Here is a 15,665-nt window from a genome sequence, read left to right as displayed (position 1 = left end):
CGCACCGCCCGCCCCGGACCCGGGCACCGGGCGGCGCCTGCCACAGTGCGTGGGCAGTATGACAGCTCAGGATGAGGGCGGACGCTTCGTTGTACGAGCGTCCGCCCAAGCGTACGGAATCCTCCGGCTGAGTTCCTAGACCGCTTCGAGAATGTCGATCACGAAGACCAGGGTCGAGTTCGCCGGCACCGCGCCCTGCGCCTTGTCCTGGTAGCCGAGCGACGGCGGCACCACCAGCAGGACCCGGCTGCCGACGGTCTGCCCGACCAGCCCCTTGTCCCAGCCCTCGATCACGCTGCCGGTGCCGATCTGCACCGCCTGCGCGCCGCCGTGCGTCCAGGAGGCGTCGAACTGCTGGCCGTTGGCCCACAGCACCCCGGTGTACTGCACCACCAGGGTCTGCCCGCTCTTGACCTGCTTGCCCTCCCCCTTGATCAGCACCGCCTGCTGGAGGTCGGTCGGCGCGGCCTGCCCGGCCGGGACGGTGATCGTCGCCGGCGCCTTGCCGTTGTCCTTGACCTGCGGCAGGGGCGCGGCCGGCTCGGTCATCGTCCCGGTCAGCGTGGAGTCCGGCGGCAGGCTCTCCATGACGTCCAGCACGAACACCACGGTGTCGCCCTTGTTGACGCCCAGCTGGGTGGAGCCCTGCTCGCCGAAGGCCGCCGCCGGCGGGGCCACCACCAGCAGCCGGGTGCCCACCTTCTTGCCGATCACGCTCTGGTCCAGCGCGGGCACCAGCTGCCCGCTGCCGGCCTGGTAGAGCTGCGGCTTGCCGTTGGCGTCGTACGAGCTGGGCAGGTCCTTGCCCGTGCTCCAGTCCTTGGCGGTGTAGTTGACCGTCACCCAGTCGCCCTTGTTGACGGTCGCCCGCTCGCCCTCGCTGACCGTGTTCACCACGAACTGGCCGCTGGGCTGCTGCCCCTCGGGCAGCGTGATGGTGGCCTTGCTGCCGAAACCGCCACCCGAAAGAGTGGGCATCGGTGACGCCTCGCCGACCGGCGCGGGCACCGTCGGGGCGGCGCTCGCCGGGGACGGCGACGCCGGGCCGGCCGCCTTGGGGGAACTGCCGCAGGCGGCCGCGAGCAGCAGCGGCAGGGTGAGAAGCAAACCGGCGGTGCGGCGCACGGTGGTCCTAACTGTCGGTCGAAGTCGGCTCTCCTGACTCGACGGACAGCGTATGCCCGGCACGCCTCCGGCCCCGGTAGGCAGCACCGGGGCCGGAGGCGTCCTCGATCACACCGCCGCGCGGCTACATCCCCGCGATCAGCTTCTCCACCCGCTCGTCCACCGAGCGGAACGGGTCCTTGCACAGCACCGTGCGCTGCGCCTGGTCGTTCAGCTTCAGGTGCACCCAGTCCACCGTGAAGTCCCGGCGCTGCTCCTGCGCCCGCCGGATGAAGTCCCCGCGCAGCCGGGCCCGGGTGGTCTGCGGCGGGATCGACTTGGCCTCGAAGGTCCTGAGGTCGGTGGTCACCCGCTGCGCCTGGCCCTTGCCCTGGAGCAGGTAGAACAGGCCCCGGCGGCGGTGGATGTCGTGGTACGCGAGGTCGATCTGGGCCACCCGCGGGTTGGACATGCTCATCTGGTGCTTCTCGCGGTAGCGCTCGATGAGCTTGTACTTCATGATCCAGTCGATCTCCTGGGCGACCCCGTCCAGCTGCTCGGAGCGGACGGCCTCCAGGGTGCGGCCCCACAGGTCGAGGACCCGGGCGACGGTGCCGGTGTTGATGCCCTTGCGGTCGGCGAACTCCAGGGCCTTGGTGAAGTACTCCTCCTGGATGTCCAGCGCGCTGGCCTCCCGGCCGTTGGCCAGCCGCACCTGGTGGGTGCCGGTGAGGTCGTGGCTGACCTCGCGGATCGCCCGGATCGGGTTCTCCAGGGTGAGGTCGCGCATCACCACCCCGGCCTCGATCAGCCGCAGCACCAGGTCGGTGGCGCCCACCTTGAGCAGCGTCGTGGTCTCCGACATGTTGGAGTCGCCGACGATCACGTGCAGCCGGCGGTAGCGCTCGGCGTCCGCGTGCGGCTCGTCCCGGGTGTTGATGATCGGGCGCGAGCGGGTGGTGGCGGAGCTGACGCCCTCCCAGATGTGCTCGGCCCGCTGGCTGACGCAGTACACCGCGCCGCGCGGGGTCTGGAGCACCTTGCCGGCGCCGCAGATCAGCTGCCGGGTGACCAGGAAGGGGATCAGCACGTCGGCCAGCCGGGAGAACTCGCCGTGCCGGGCGACCAGGTAGTTCTCGTGGCAGCCGTAGGAGTTCCCGGCCGAGTCGGTGTTGTTCTTGAAGAGGTAGACGTCCCCCGCGATGCCCTCCTCGTGCAGCCGCCGCTCGGCGTCCACCAGGAGCCCTTCGAGGATGCGCTCGCCGGCCTTGTCGTGCGTCACCAGCTCGACGACGTCGTCGCACTCGGGGGTGGCGTACTCGGGGTGGGAGCCGACGTCCAGGTACAGGCGGGCGCCGTTGCGCAGGAAGACGTTGCTGCTGCGGCCCCAGGAGACGACCCGGCGGAACAGGTACCGCGCCACCTCGTCCGGCGACAGCCGCCGCTGCCCGCGGAACGTGCAGGTCACGCCGTACTCGTTCTCCAGCCCGAAAATCCGGCGGTCCATGAGCACTCCATTCTTGTCGGAGCTGTCCGAAACCGCCTCCACGACGACTGGGCCGCCGCAGGGGCACCGGAGTCCCGCACGGCGGCGGCAGGGCCGCCGCACGGGACTCCACAGGCACTGCTACACCGGCGTGCCGTCCGCCGGGTTCTCCTCGTCGTCCGCCTCCGCGGACTGGTCCCCGTCGAGCAGCCGGCCCAGCTGGTTGCCCAGGATCCGCTTGAACTTGCGCTGCTGGAACCGCTGGCGGTCCAGGACGGCGACCTCCAGCTGCTCCGGCGTGAGGCTGCGCGGGCTGCCGCCGTTCGGGTCGCGGGCGAGCGAGTCCACCGCGACCTTCACCGCCTCGGTGAGGCTCATCCCGGCGCGGTGGCGCGTGCCCAGGTAGGTGCCGATCGAGTCGGCGTTGCCGCCGACCACCACGTAGTTCTTCTCGTCCACGACCGAGCCGTCCGGCGTGAGCCGGTAGATCTGGTCGTTGTCCGCGGTGCGGCCGACCTCGGCGACGATCAGCTCGACCTCGTACGGCTTCTCGCCGACCGAGGAGAAGATCGTGCCCAGGGTCTGGGCGTACACGTTGGCCAGGCCGCGGGCCGTGACGTCGGCCCGGTCGTAGGAGTAGCCGCGCAGGTCGGCGTAGCGGACGCCGCCGATGCGCAGGTTCTCGAACTCGTTGTAGCGGCCGACCGCCGCGAAGGCGATCTTGTCGTAGATCTCGGAGACCTTGTGGAGAGCCCTGGAGGTGTTCTCCGCGACGAAGACGATGCCGTCGGCGTAGGTGAGCACGACCACGCTGCGACCGCGCGCGATGCCCTTGCGGGCGTACTCCGCGCGGTCCGCCATGGCCTGCTGGGGTGAGACGTAGAACGGTGTCGACACCGGCGGTCGTCCCTTTCCTGTGAGGTGGAAGCTAGATCAGCGGGGCCTGCGGGCCGTTGGGCCGGGCCAGGCGCTCGTCGGTGACGGCGACGGCGACCTCCGTGACCTCGGCCTCCGTGAGCCGGCGGAAGCCGTCCTCGGTGATCAGCGAGACGATCGGGAAGATCTTGCGGGCGAGGTCCGGGCCGCCGGTGGCGGAGTCGTCGTCCGCGGCGTCGTACAGCGCCTGGACGACCATGGTGACGGCCTGGTCGGCCGTCAGGCCCTCGCGGTAGAGCTTCTTCATCGAGCCGCGGGCGAAGACCGAGCCCGAACCGGTGGCGGTGAAGCCCCGCTCCTCGGAGCGCCCGCCGGTGACGTCGTAGCTGAAGATCCGGCCGCGGCCGAGGTCCAGGTCGTAGCCCGCGAACAGCGGCACCACCGCGAGGCCCTGCATCGCCATGCCCAGGTTGCCCCGGATCATGGTGGTGAGCCGGTTGGCCTTGCCCTCCAGCGAGAGGGTGGCGCCCTCGATCTTCTCGTAGTGCTCCAGCTCCAGCTGGAACAGCCGGACCATCTCGATCGCGAGGCCCGCGGTGCCGGCGATGCCGACCGCGCTGAACTCGTCGGCCGGGAAGACCTTCTCCATGTCGCGCTGGGCGATCACGTTGCCCATCGTCGCCCGCCGGTCACCCGCGATCACCACGCCGCCGTCGAAGACCGCGGCGACGATCGTGGTCCCGTGCGGGGCCTCGACCATGACGCCCTCGGGCAGCCCGCGGCGGCCGGGGAGCAGCTCCGGCTGGTGGTCGGCGAGGAAGTCGATGAACGACGACGACCCCGGGGTCAGGAAGGCAGCCGGTAGACGCCCGGTGCCACGAGTGTTGGCTTCCACACGATTCCTTCCAGGTAGCTTGAAGCGCGCGCTGCCCGCACCCTACCCGCCCGACGATCACTGTCCAGGGGTGGAGGGGCCGGTGCCGGGCGGCCGGGCGGTTCGCACCACCCGACCGCCCGGAACGGTCGCGACCGTGAATTCGGAATACCGGGACCGGACTACTGCCCGCCCTTCTGGACGAATCCCCGGACGAAATCCTCGGCGTTCGACTCGAGCACCTCGTCGATTTCGTCCAGCACCGCGTCGACGTCGTCGCTCAGCTTTTCCTGACGCTCCTTGAGGTCCTCGGAATTCTGGCTTTCCGCGGCCTGCTCCTCGACCTCCTCGGAGGAACGGTTCGCCCGCTGCTGGCCGCCGCCGGTGTCCTTGCTCGCCATTTCCCTCACCCCGCTCGATTCGTCTGGCACGGTCGGGTCGCCGCTTGCTGCAACGACCCTATACACAAGGTGCGACTGCCGCTCCCGGTTTGCCGGTGGCGCTTCGTGTCCGACACCCGCTGCCACCCCGGATGATTCCCATTCGGCGGACGTTCACCCGTGGTGATCGAAAAGTTACCCGCCGGACAGCACGCGGAGCAGGTCCTCGGCCGTGCGGCAGCGGTCGAGCAGCTCCTTGACGTGGTTGCGGGTCCCGCGCAGCGGCTCCAGGGTGGGCACGCGCTGCAACGAGTCCCGGCCGGGCAGGTCGAAGATCACCGAGTCCCAGGAGGCCGCCGCGACGTGCTCCGCGTACTGCTCCAGGCAGCGCCCGCGGAAGTACGCCCGGGTGTCCTCCGGCGGCTTGGAGACGGCCCGCTCGACCTCCTCCTCGGTGAGCAGCCGGTCGAACCTGCCGCGGGCCACCAGGCGGTTGTAGAGGCCCTTCTCGGGCCGCACGTCGCTGTACTGGAGGTCGACCAGGTGCAGCCGCGGGTTGTCCCACTCCAGGGCGTCCCGGCTGCGGTAGCCCTCCAGGATCTCCCGCTTGGCGACCCAGTCCAGCTGCCGGGAGAGCGACATCGGGTCGCGCTCCAGCCGGCCGAGGACGTCCTCCCAGCGGGCCAGCACGTCCACCGTCTGCTCGTCCGCGTCGGTGCCGAAGCGGTCCTCGACGTACTTGCGGGCCAGCTCGCAGTACTCCAGCTGGAGCTGGACGGCGGTGAGCTTGCGCCCGTTGCGCAGGGTGACCAGGTGGGTGAGCGTCGGGTCGTGGGAGACCCGGTGCAGGGTGCGCACCGGCTGGTCGACGGCGAGGTCGGCCGCGATGAAGGAGTCCTCGATCATCGACAGCACCAGCGCGGTGGTGCCCAGCTTGAGGTAGGTGGAGATCTCGGAGAGGTTGGCGTCCCCGATGATCACGTGCAGCCGGCGGTACTTCTCGGCGTCGGCGTGCGGCTCGTCCCGGGTGTTGATGATCGGGCGCTTGAGCGTCGTCTCCAGGCCCACCTCGACCTCGAAGTAGTCGGCCCGCTGGCTGATCTGGAAGCCGTGCGCCGAACCGTCCTGGCCGATGCCGACCCGGCCGGCGCCGGTGACCACCTGGCGGGAGACGAAGAACGGGGTGAGGTGGCGGACGATGTCGGCGAACGGTGTCGCCCGCTTCATCAGGTAGTTCTCGTGGGTGCCGTAGGAGGCGCCCTTGTTGTCGGTGTTGTTCTTGTACAGGTGGATGTTCTGCCCGTTGGGCAGCTCCAGCGCGCGTTGCGCGGCGGCCGCCATGATCCGCTCGCCGGCCTTGTCCCAGAGCACGGCGTCACGCGGGTTGGTCACCTCGGGCGAGCTGTACTCGGGGTGCGCGTGGTCCACGTAGAACCGGGCCCCGTTGGTGAGGATGACGTTGGCGAGGCCGATGTCCTCGTCGGTCAGCTGGCTGGCGTCCGCGACCTCGCGGGCCAGGTCGAACCCCCGTGCGTCGCGCAGCGGATTCTCCTCCTCGAAGTCCCAGCGGGCCCGCCGTGCCCGGTGCATCGCCGCCGCGTACGCGTTGACGATCTGGGACGAGGTGAGCATGGCGTTGGCGTTGGGGTGCCCGGGTACGGAGATGCCGTACTCGGTCTCGATGCCCATCACTCGCCGTACGGTCATGCGGCCCTCCTTGCCCGGTGCGCCGCCCCCGACGGGCGGAGCACTCTGACGTACCGCCGAACAACACCGACGCCGGGCCTCTGCCCGCGGACGGTGGGTCGAGCCTAGAACCCGGGGCCGGCCGGCGGGCCCGGAGACGCGCCGTCCGGCTGCGGGGCCGCGAGGCGCCACAGCCGGACGGTGTGCGTACAGCTCCGGGGACCGCTGCCGGCCCGGACCAACCGTGTGCTTACAGGTACTGCCCCGTGTTGGCGACAGTGTCGATGGAGCGGCCGGACTCGGCGCCCTGCTTGCCGGTGACCAGCGTGCGGATGAAGACGATCCGCTCGCCCTTCTTGCCGGAGATGCGGGCCCAGTCGTCCGGGTTGGTGGTGTTCGGGAGGTCCTCGTTCTCCTTGAACTCGTCCACGCAGGCGGCGAGCAGGTGGGAGACGCGCAGACCGCGCTGACCGTGGTCGAGGAAGTCCTTGATGGCCATCTTCTTCGCGCGGTCGACGATGTTCTGGATCATCGCGCCGGAGTTGAAGTCCTTGAAGTACAGGACCTCCTTGTCGCCGTTGGCGTAGGTGACCTCCAGGAAGCGGTTCTCCTCGGTCTCGGAGTACATCCGCTCCACCACCGACTGGATCATCGCCGCCACCGTGGCCTCCACGGAGCCGTCGTGCTCCTTGAGGTCGTCCGGGTGGAACGGCAGCGAGTCCTTGAGGTACTTGGAGAAGATGTCCTTCGCGGCCTCGGCGTCCGGGCGCTCGATCTTGATCTTGACGTCCAGGCGGCCGGGCCGCAGGATCGCCGGGTCGATCATGTCCTCGCGGTTCGAGGCGCCGATGACGATGACGTTCTCCAGGCCCTCCACGCCGTCGATCTCGGCGAGCAGCTGCGGGACGATGGTGTTCTCCACGTCCGAGCTGACGCCGGAGCCGCGGGTGCGGAAGAGCGACTCCATCTCGTCGAAGAAGACGATGACGGGCGTGCCCTCGCCCGCCTTCTCCCGGGCCCGCTGGAAGACCAGGCGGATCTGCCGCTCGGTCTCGCCCACGTACTTGTTGAGCAGCTCGGGGCCCTTGATGTTGAGGAAGTAGCTCTTCCCCTGGGGGCGCCCGGTGACCTCGGCGACCTTCTTCGCCAGCGAGTTGGCGACCGCCTTGGCGATCAGCGTCTTGCCGCAGCCGGGCGGGCCGTAGAGCAGCACGCCCTTGGGCGGGCGCAGCTCGTACTCCTTGAACAGGTCGGCGTGCAGGTACGGCAGCTCGACCGCGTCGCGGATCAGCTCGATCTGGTTGCTCAGGCCGCCGATCTGGCGGTAGTCGATGTCCGGGACCTCCTCGAGGACCAGCTCCTCGACCTCGGCCTTCGGCACGACCTCGAACACGTAGCCGGAGCGGGGCTCCAGCAGCAGCGCGTCCCCCGCCCGGATGGTCAGCCCGCGCAGCGGCTCGGCGAGCCGCACCACGCGCTCCTCGTCGGTGTGCCCCAGGACCAGGGCCCGCTCGCCGTCCTCCAGGAGCTCCTTGAGGGTGACGATCTCGCCGATGTTCTCGAAGGCCATCGCGTCCACGATGTTGAGGGCCTCGTTGAGCATCACTTCCTGGCCGCGGCGCACCTCGTCGAGGGCGACGGTGGGGCTGACGTTCACGCGGAGCTTGCGCCCGCCGGTGAAGATGTCGGCGGTGCCGTCCTCGTTCGCGGCGAGGAAGGTGCCGAAGCCGGCCGGGGGCTGGGCCAGCCGGTCCACTTCCTCCTTGAGGGCCACGATCTGGTCGCGGGCCTCGCGCAGGGTGGAGGCGAGCCGTTCGTTCTGGGCGGTCACGCCCGCCAGGTTGGTCTGGAGCTCGACGATCCGCTCTTCGAGGATCCTCGAATTGCGCGGCGAGTCGGCGAGCTTGCGGCGCAGCACGGCGAGTTCCTGCTCAAGGTACGAGACCTGAGCGGCCTCGTCGGAACCACGAGCGGGCCTGCCGGTGCTGCGGTTGTAGTCGTCATCGTGGGCTGCCACGGTCCTCACCTCCTCCGGGGAGCTGGACGCTTCCAGACCCTACCTGGGACCAGGGGTCCGTAAACCCCTAGATCAAGAAAGATGGAACGGGCGTGTCCGATCTTCGCCCCAGCGTGCTTCCCCTCTGCTAAGGGGGATACCCACCGCGCACCACCCAAAGCGGGCCAGATGTATCGTCGAGCGAAGCGATATCCGATCGCGACCACAAGTCGAGGTCCGATCGTTGTACGAATGGCGGGATTGCTCCAGGAATAGGGGCGACCCGGGACAGAAACGGCAGGGGACCATGTCGGTGACCGAGCAGACGGCGGCAGACGCCGAGGCGCTGGAGGTGTGGATCGACCAGGACCTGTGCACCGGCGACGGCATCTGCGCCCAGTACGCACCCGAGGTCTTCGAGCTCGACATCGACGGGCTGGCCTACGTGAAGGGGCCGGACGACGAGCTGCGCCAGCAGCCCGGGGAGACCGCCCCAGTGCCGCTGACGATCCTTCAGGACGTGGTGGACTCGGCGAAGGAGTGCCCCGGCGACTGCATCCACGTGCGCCGGGTCGCCGACCGGGTCGAGGTGTACGGCCCGGACGCGGAGTAGTCGGTCCGTCACACGGCGGAGAGCGGGGCGGCGGTCTGGGTGCGTTCCCAGCCGCCGCCCCCGTGCGTCCAGGTGAGGTCGAGCGAGACGTCGGGCCGGAACCTCGGCACGTCCTCGCTCGAATACCCCTGCGCATGGCCGGTGATGGCGCCGTCCGACCGCACCGCGATCCGGCTCACGGTGAGGTTCTCGCGCTCGGTGAGCAGGGTCGCCACCACCGCGGGGCGCCCGCCCGGGCCGAAGCCGAGCAGGAAGACGGCGTCCGGCGGGGTGCCGGTCTCGGTGGCGCAGTGCGCGGCGACCACCGTGCCAGGGCGCCCGTCGGCGAGCCGGGCGGGTACGGTGAGCGCCGTCCGGACCGGGAACGGGCCGCAGTCCAGCGGGAGTTGCACCTGGGCCGGGTCGGGGGCGACGGTCGCGGCGAGGGCCTCGGGAGTGCCGTGCGCGGACACCGGGGTGCCGGTCGCCGGGGAGGCGGCCAGCGCGGCCGCCACGACCGCGCCGCAGCCGGCCAGGGCGAGGGCCCAGTGCCAGGGCGCGGTGCGCGCGTGCCCGGGCCCGGTGCGGCCCCGCGGAGTCTGCTGTCCGGCCTTCGCCGTCGTCGTCCCGACCGCGGTCTCCACCAGGCGTCCCCTCCAGGCCTCCGGCCACCAAAGCGTGAGCGAGCATCGTCCCACACCGGCATCGGCGGACGGCGAAGGGGTGGCCGCGAGCGGAACGCTCCCGGCCACCCCTTCCCGGTGGTCCCGTCGGCTCAGCCCAGGTCGGGCTGGTCCGTGTCCGTGCCGCGGGCGGCCTTGCGGGCGGCGGCGCGCTCCTGGAGGCTGGGCTCGGGCGCCCCGTTGTCGTAGTCCTCGCCGTACGCGCCCTTGGCCGGGCGGCGGCGGCGCAGCGGCGGCTCGACGCCGTCCGCCAGGCGGCGGGCGGTGAGCAGGAAGCCGGTGTGGCCGATCATCCGGTGGTCCGGGCGGACGGCCAGGCCCTCCAGGTGCCAGGTGCGGACCATGGTCTCCCAGGCCTGCGGCTCGGTGAAGGTGCCGTGCTCGCGCAGCGCCTCGACGGTCTTGGACATCTGCGTGGTGGTGGCCACGTAGCAGCAGATGAGGCCGCCGGGGACGAGCGCCTTGGAGGCGACGTCCAGGCACTCCCAGGGGGCCAGCATGTCGAGGATGACGCGGTCGACGTCGGACTCCACCAGGTTGTCCTGGAGGTCGCCGACGGTGAGCTTCCACGCCGGGTGCGGCCCGCCGAAGTAGCGCTCGACGTTCCCCCGGGCGATGTCGGCGAAGTCCTGCCGGCGCTCGTAGGAGGCCAGCATGCCGTGCTCGCCGACGGCGCGCAGCAGGTACGTGCTGAGCGCGCCCGAGCCGACTCCGGCCTCCACCACGCGGGCGCCCGCGAAGATGTCGGCCATCGCCAGGATCTGCCCCGCGTCCTTGGGGTAGATCACGGCGGCGCCGCGCGGCATGGACAGGACGTAGTCGGGGAGCAGGGGGCGCAGCGCGAGGTACGGGACGTTCCCCGTGGTGCGCACGACCGTGCCCTCGGGAGCGCCGATCAGCTCGTCGTGCGGGAACGCACCCTTGTGGGTGTGGAACTGGTTCCCGGCCTGGAGCGTGAACGTGTAGTGGCGACCCTTGGGATCGGTCAGCTGGACCTGGTCCCCGACCTGGAAGGGCCCGCGTCGGCGGGCGGCACCGGTCGGTTCGGACATGCCGACAATCCTAAGGGAAGCGGACCGCTCCGCAGGACGCGGGTGATCGCCCCGCCCGGTCAGCGCCCGGAGACGGCGGCGGTCAGCCGCTGCTCGATGTCGCTGAGGGCGGCGACGCCGTACACCCGGCCGTCCGGCTCGACCACCAGGTACTCCCCCGCCGGGGCGGCCTGGACGGCCCGCAGCAGGTCCTCGCCGCCGAGGTCGGCGTCCAGCCGCAGCCCGGGTTCGAGGTCGCGGGCGAGCGGGCCGACGGCCACCCAGGGGCGGCGGTGCTCGGGCACGGAGCGGACGGCGGACTCGCGCAGCAGGGCGATCGGCTCGCCCCGGCCGTCCACCACGATCACCGCGCCGGCCCGGGCCTCGTGGGCACGGCGCAGCGCCTCGCCGAGCGGGGTGTCGGCGGTGACCTCGACGGCCCGGCGGGCCAGCTCGCGCAGCCGCAGGGCGGGCAGCGCCTCCTTGAGCCGGGCGTTGCGCAGGCTGCCGGTGGCGCCGTTCCAGATGATCGCGGCGAGCACCGCGGCCAGCACCGCGTCCACCAGGGTGTCGGTGGTGGTCCGCTCGACCCCGCGGGCCGCGCTCAGCAGCGGCAGGCCGATCAGCACGGCGACGGCCAGCCCGCGGCCGACCCAGGCGGCGGCCACGGTGCCCGCCATCGGCCTGCCGGTGACCGCCCAGACGACCGCGCGCAGCATCCGGCCGCCGTCCAGCGGCAGGCCGGGCAGCAGGTTGAACGCGGCGACGACGAGGTTGGAGACCATCAGGCCGGTCAGCAGCACCCCGGGCACCGTGGAGAGCTCCACGGCCCGCACCGCGAGGTAGAAGGCGCCGCCGAGCAGCAGGGAGAGCAGCGGGCCGACGAAGGCCAGCCAGAACTCCCGCCAGGGGCTCTGCGCCTCGTTCTCGATCTCGGAGACCCCGCCGAAGAACTGGAGCTGGATCCGCCGGACCCCGAGCCGGTAGCGCAGCGCGACCACGGTGTGGGCGAGCTCGTGGACCAGCACGGAGGCGTAGAAGGCGACGGCGAAGAAGAACGCGACCAGGTAGCGGGCGCCGCCCAGCTCGGGCAGCACGTCGCCCAGCTGTCCGCCGAAGGCCCAGGTGATCAGTGCGGCGATGACGAACCAGGAGGGGGTCACGTAGACCGGCACGCCGAAGGGGCGGCCCATCAGGATGCCGCCGCGGCGCTCGGGCGGCGGCGCGGCCGGGCGCCCGTCGCCCGCCTGCGGTGGCCGGTCGGAGGGCTGCTGCCCCCTGCTGTCGCTCACCGTGATCCCTTCGGTCGTCTCCCCCGTCGTGCCCGGTGCGCCCACGCTACGTGATCGCGGCCCTCCGGCGCTGCGCGGGCCTCCTGCTGCCTTCATACCCACTCGTCGGCCCCGGTGGCAGCACCGTGGCAGCGGGATGACAGCGAAGGGCAATAGGGTCGTAGCCATGCAGCACACCCAGACCAGCAGTGCCGCCGGGCGTCCGGCGGCACCCCCGACCGGGCTCTCGCCGTCCCGAGCGGGGGACTTCCTCACCTGTCCCCTGCTGTACCGGCTGCGGGTGATCGACCGGCTGCCCGAGCCGCCGAGCCCGGCGGCGACCCGGGGCACCCTGGTGCACGCGGTGCTGGAGCGGCTGTTCGACAGCCCGGCGGCCGAGCGGACGCCGGAGCGGGCGCTGGGCCTGCTGCGCCCGCAGTGGGAGCGGCTGCTGGGCGAGCGCCCGGAGCTGGGCTCGCTGTTCCCGGAGGACCCGGACGGCGCGGCGCTCACCCGCTGGCTGGCGGACGCCGAGAAGCTGGTCGGCCAGTGGTTCCGGCTGGAGGACCCGACCCGGCTGCACCCGGTGGAGCGGGAGCTCTACGTGGAGACGGCGCTGGACTCGGGGCTGCTGCTGCGCGGCTACATCGACCGGGTGGACGTCGCCCCGACCGGCGAGGTCCGGCTGGTGGACTACAAGACCGGCCGGGCGCCCTCGCGGGACTTCGAGGGCAAGGCGATGTTCCAGATGAAGTTCTACGCCCTGGTGGTGTGGCGCTGGAAGGGCGTGATCCCCAAGCGCCTCCAGCTGGTCTACCTCGGCGGCGGCGGAGACGTGGTCAGCTACGACCCGGACCAGGCGGACCTGCTGGCGGTGGAGCGCAAGCTCCAGGCGCTGTGGGAGCGGATCAGCCACGCGGTGGCCACCGGGGAGTTCCCGGCCACCCGCAACCGCCTCTGCGACTGGTGCGACCACCAGACCAGCTGCCCGGAGTTCGGCGGCACCCCGCCGCCGTACCCGCTGCCCGTGCAGCAGACCCGTACGTCGGATGAGAGCGATCCCACGGGGGATCCGATGAGCAAGGAGTCCTAGGTGACGATCCGAGTGCTGCTGGTCGACGACCAGCCGCTGCTGCGCACCGGTTTCCGGATGATCCTGGAGGCCGAGTCCGACCTCGTGGTGGTCGGCGAGGCCGGGGACGGACAGCAGGCGCTGGACCAGGTGCGGGCGCTGCAGCCCGACGTGGTGCTGATGGACATCCGGATGCCCAGGATGGACGGCGTCGAGGCGACCCGCCGGATCGCCGGCCCGGGGCGGGACGGCCCGGCCAAGGTCCTGGTGCTGACCACGTTCGACCTGGACGAGTACGTGGTGGAGGCGCTGCGCGCGGGCGCCAGCGGCTTCCTGCTGAAGGACGTCCCGGCCGAGGAGCTGGTGCAGGCGATCCGGGTGGTCGCGGACGGCGCGGCGATGCTGGCGCCGAGCATCACCCGCCGGCTGCTGGACATGTACGCCACCAAGCTGCCCTCGGGCGACGAGGCGCCGCCGCAGGCGCTGAGCGCGCTGACCGAGCGCGAGCTGGAGGTGCTGAAGCTGGTGGCGCGCGGGCTGTCGAACGCGGAGATCGCGGCCGAGCTGTTCGTCAGCGAGACCACCGTGAAGACCCACGTGGGCCACGTGCTGACCAAGCTCCAGCTGCGCGACCGGGTGCAGGCGGCGGTGTACGCCTACGAGAGCGGGCTGGTGCGCCCGGGCGCCCTGTAGCGCCCCTGGGCGGCCCGCCGGGCCGCAGAAACGTCACGGCGGCCCGTCCGCTCCCCGGTCGACGGGGATGCGGGCGGGCCGCCGTGCTCCGCGGGCGCTACTTGTTGTTCCGGCTGATCTCCCAGAAGCGGAAGTAGCCGGTGGTGTCCACGGTGGACTCGACGCCGGTGACGTACGAGCGGGCCGCGAAGAAGGACTTGTTCTGGTACAGCGGGATCAGCGGCACGCTCTCGGCCTCGATCGCCTGGATCTGCGCGTAGGTGGCGGCCGCGGCGCTGCGGTCGGTCTGCTTGAGGCCGTCCGGCACCAGCTTGCCGCTGATCCGCGGGTCGTCCCAACCGTGGTGGTACGCACCGCCGTTGATCAGCAGCGGGGCGAGGTAGTTGTCCGGGTCCGGGTAGTCGGCGAACCATCCGATGACGTACGCCTGGTACTTGCCCTCGGTCCAGCCCTTGCGGTACGTCTCCCAGTCCGGCTCCTGGACGAGCGTCACCTGGAAGAGGCCGCCGGTCTCCAGCTGCTTCTTCAGTGTCTCGGCCTCGTTGCTGCCGGCGCGCGAACGGGACCAGGTGAGGGTGAACTTGACCGGGGTCTGGACCTTGGCGTCGGTCAGGATCTTCTTGGCCTTGTTCACGTCCTGGTCGCCGTAGCGGTCGAAGAAGGCCGTGGTGTGGCCGGGCAGGCCGGCCGGGACCATCGAGTACAGCGCCTGGACGGTGCGGGCGAAGACGTCGCGGGCCAGCGCCTTGCGGTCCATCATCTGGGCCATGGCCTGGCGGACGGCGACGTTGCTCATCAGCGGGTCCTTGGTGTTGAGGACCAGCGAACGGGTGTCGTTGCTGTCGCCCTCGGTCACCTGGAGGTCGGCCTTGCCGCCCTGCTGGTCGGAGCGGACCTGGGCGGCGGTGTTCGGCTCCAGGCTGTTGTCCGTGAGGTCGACCTCGCTGCGGTCCAGCGCGGCCTTCAGGTCCTCCGCCTTGTCGAAGTACCGCACGGTGAACTTGTTGTTCCGCAGCTTGGCCTCGCCGCCGTACTTGTCGTTCGCCGACAGGACGACCTTGCCCAGCTGCTTGCTGCCGTTGAGGTTCTCGACCGAGTCGAAGCGGTACGGGCCGGAGCCGACCAGCTTGTCGTTGGCGACCAGCTTGTCGGCCGGGTAGGCCTGGTGGTCCACGATGGCGCCGACCGGGCTGGCGAGCTTGGCCGGCAGGGTGGCGTCGGGGGCGGAGAGGTGGAAGAGCACCTCGTTGTCGCCCTTGGCCTCGACCGACTTGATCGAGTCGAGCAGTTCGACCGGACCGGTCGGGTCGTTGATCTTCTTGGTGCGCTCGATCGAGAACACCACGTCCTGGGCCGTCAGCGGGTGCCCGTTGGAGAACTTCAGACCGGGCTTCAGGGTGCAGTGGTACTCGGTGGCCTCACTGCTGGTGAACTCGCAGGACTGCGCGGCGTCCGGGGAGGGCGCGCTGGAGGCGGCCTGGAAGGTGAGCAGCGACTGGAAGGTGTTGCGCAGCAGCAGCCAGGAGCCGGCGTCGTAGGCGCCGGCCGGGTCCAGGACACCGGTCAGCTGACTGGTGCCCATGGTGATCGACTTGCCGCTGTCCCCCTTGACCACGTCGGTCACCGATCCACAGCCCGCGACCGACACGGCGACCAGGCCGGCGCAACCGAGTACTGCCAGGCGTTCAGCTGAAGTCTTCACGAGGCGCGTCCTTCTGGGTGGCACGAACTCGGAGTAGCGTGCCATATCGAACACGCACGACCGGTACGCGTGCAGATGACGTTTGGGACACGACAGTTCGGGGCACGACGACTTGCCCGACGAGTTGTCATTCAATGACCGTTTTCTCCCCCGGCGGCATCCGCGCAGGGGCTCGCCGGGCCGCCTACCGGCGAGTAGGAACGCCTCGCAGTGAGACGA

Annotated in this window: 14 protein-coding genes and 1 pseudogene; 3 read left to right on the top strand and 12 right to left on the bottom strand. The window is 71.0% G+C overall.

From position 1 onward, the window contains the following. Positions 1–135: 135 nt before the first annotated feature. The 8 genes and pseudogenes from ACH5AR_RS30165 to arc form a co-directional block, all read right to left on the bottom strand. Entirely contained in the window at positions 136–1,125 is a 990-nt protein-coding gene (locus ACH5AR_RS30165) for an FKBP-type peptidyl-prolyl cis-trans isomerase (RefSeq protein ID WP_396304699.1), read from the bottom strand. A 124-nt stretch (positions 1,126–1,249) separates the two neighbouring features. Beyond that, positions 1,250–2,611, bottom strand: coding sequence for a Pup--protein ligase (pafA, locus tag ACH5AR_RS30160; protein WP_396304698.1), 1,362 nt, complete (start codon positions 2,609–2,611; stop codon positions 1,250–1,252). A gap of 120 nt (positions 2,612–2,731) precedes the next feature. Next, a complete protein-coding gene (gene prcA / locus ACH5AR_RS30155) occupies positions 2,732–3,487 on the bottom strand; it encodes a proteasome subunit alpha (RefSeq protein ID WP_396304697.1) in 756 nt (251 codons plus the stop codon). A gap of 31 nt (positions 3,488–3,518) precedes the next feature. Then, positions 3,519–4,316, bottom strand: coding sequence for a proteasome subunit beta (prcB, locus tag ACH5AR_RS30150; RefSeq protein WP_396304748.1), 798 nt, complete (start codon positions 4,314–4,316; stop codon positions 3,519–3,521). After that, positions 4,313–4,390: pseudogene (locus ACH5AR_RS30145) on the bottom strand (recombination endonuclease VII); the annotation flags it as partial. The pseudogene ACH5AR_RS30145 and the gene prcB, both read right to left, overlap by 4 nt. A 132-nt stretch (positions 4,391–4,522) precedes the next feature. Continuing rightward, the gene (locus tag ACH5AR_RS30140) at positions 4,523–4,741 is read right to left on the bottom strand and encodes a ubiquitin-like protein Pup (RefSeq protein WP_049652012.1); all 219 of its coding nucleotides are present in this window, start codon (positions 4,739–4,741) and stop codon (positions 4,523–4,525) included. Positions 4,742–4,915: 174 nt separating this feature from the next. Then, positions 4,916–6,427: a depupylase/deamidase Dop gene (dop, locus tag ACH5AR_RS30135; RefSeq protein ID WP_396304696.1), complete on the bottom strand. Its 1,512-nt coding sequence runs from the start codon at positions 6,425–6,427 to the stop codon at positions 4,916–4,918. Positions 6,428–6,656: 229 nt separating this feature from the next. Further along, positions 6,657–8,423: a proteasome ATPase gene (gene arc, locus ACH5AR_RS30130; protein ID WP_396304695.1), complete on the bottom strand. Its 1,767-nt coding sequence runs from the start codon at positions 8,421–8,423 to the stop codon at positions 6,657–6,659. A gap of 286 nt (positions 8,424–8,709) precedes the next feature. On the opposite strand from arc, the gene ACH5AR_RS30125 reads away from it, so the two are divergent. Beyond that, a complete protein-coding gene (locus ACH5AR_RS30125) occupies positions 8,710–9,015 on the top strand; it encodes a ferredoxin (RefSeq protein ID WP_396304694.1) in 306 nt (101 codons plus the stop codon). Between the two features lie 8 nt (positions 9,016–9,023). Here the strand turns inward: ACH5AR_RS30125 and ACH5AR_RS30120 are convergent, their stop codons facing one another. The 3 genes from ACH5AR_RS30120 to ACH5AR_RS30110 all read right to left on the bottom strand — a co-directional run bounded on the left by ACH5AR_RS30120 (position 9,024) and on the right by ACH5AR_RS30110 (position 12,000). Then, entirely contained in the window at positions 9,024–9,638 is a 615-nt protein-coding gene (locus ACH5AR_RS30120; RefSeq protein ID WP_396304693.1) for a hypothetical protein, read from the bottom strand. A gap of 131 nt (positions 9,639–9,769) precedes the next feature. Further along, positions 9,770–10,729 (bottom strand): tRNA (adenine-N1)-methyltransferase, encoded by a 960-nt coding sequence (locus ACH5AR_RS30115; protein WP_396304692.1) that lies wholly within the window; start codon positions 10,727–10,729, stop codon positions 9,770–9,772. A 59-nt stretch (positions 10,730–10,788) separates the two neighbouring features. Continuing rightward, positions 10,789–12,000: a site-2 protease family protein gene (locus tag ACH5AR_RS30110; protein ID WP_396304691.1), complete on the bottom strand. Its 1,212-nt coding sequence runs from the start codon at positions 11,998–12,000 to the stop codon at positions 10,789–10,791. A 166-nt stretch (positions 12,001–12,166) separates the two neighbouring features. Here ACH5AR_RS30110 and ACH5AR_RS30105 point away from each other — a divergent pair, with 166 nt between their 5' ends. Both ACH5AR_RS30105 and ACH5AR_RS30100 read left to right on the top strand, forming a co-directional pair. After that, on the top strand, positions 12,167–13,072 hold the full coding sequence (locus ACH5AR_RS30105) for a RecB family exonuclease (protein WP_396304690.1): 906 nt from the start codon (positions 12,167–12,169) through the stop codon (positions 13,070–13,072). Beyond that, a complete protein-coding gene (locus ACH5AR_RS30100) occupies positions 13,073–13,744 on the top strand; it encodes a response regulator transcription factor (protein WP_188299078.1) in 672 nt (223 codons plus the stop codon). A gap of 97 nt (positions 13,745–13,841) precedes the next feature. Here the strand turns inward: ACH5AR_RS30100 and ACH5AR_RS30095 are convergent, their stop codons facing one another. Then, positions 13,842–15,446: an ABC transporter substrate-binding protein gene (locus ACH5AR_RS30095; RefSeq protein WP_396304689.1), complete on the bottom strand. Its 1,605-nt coding sequence runs from the start codon at positions 15,444–15,446 to the stop codon at positions 13,842–13,844. Between the last annotated feature and the right edge of the window lie 219 nt (positions 15,447–15,665).

Source organism: Kitasatospora sp. NPDC018619, assembly GCF_044391605.1.
GTDB lineage: Bacteria > Actinomycetota > Actinomycetes > Streptomycetales > Streptomycetaceae > Kitasatospora.
This window is presented reverse-complemented; position numbering and strand designations above follow the sequence as displayed.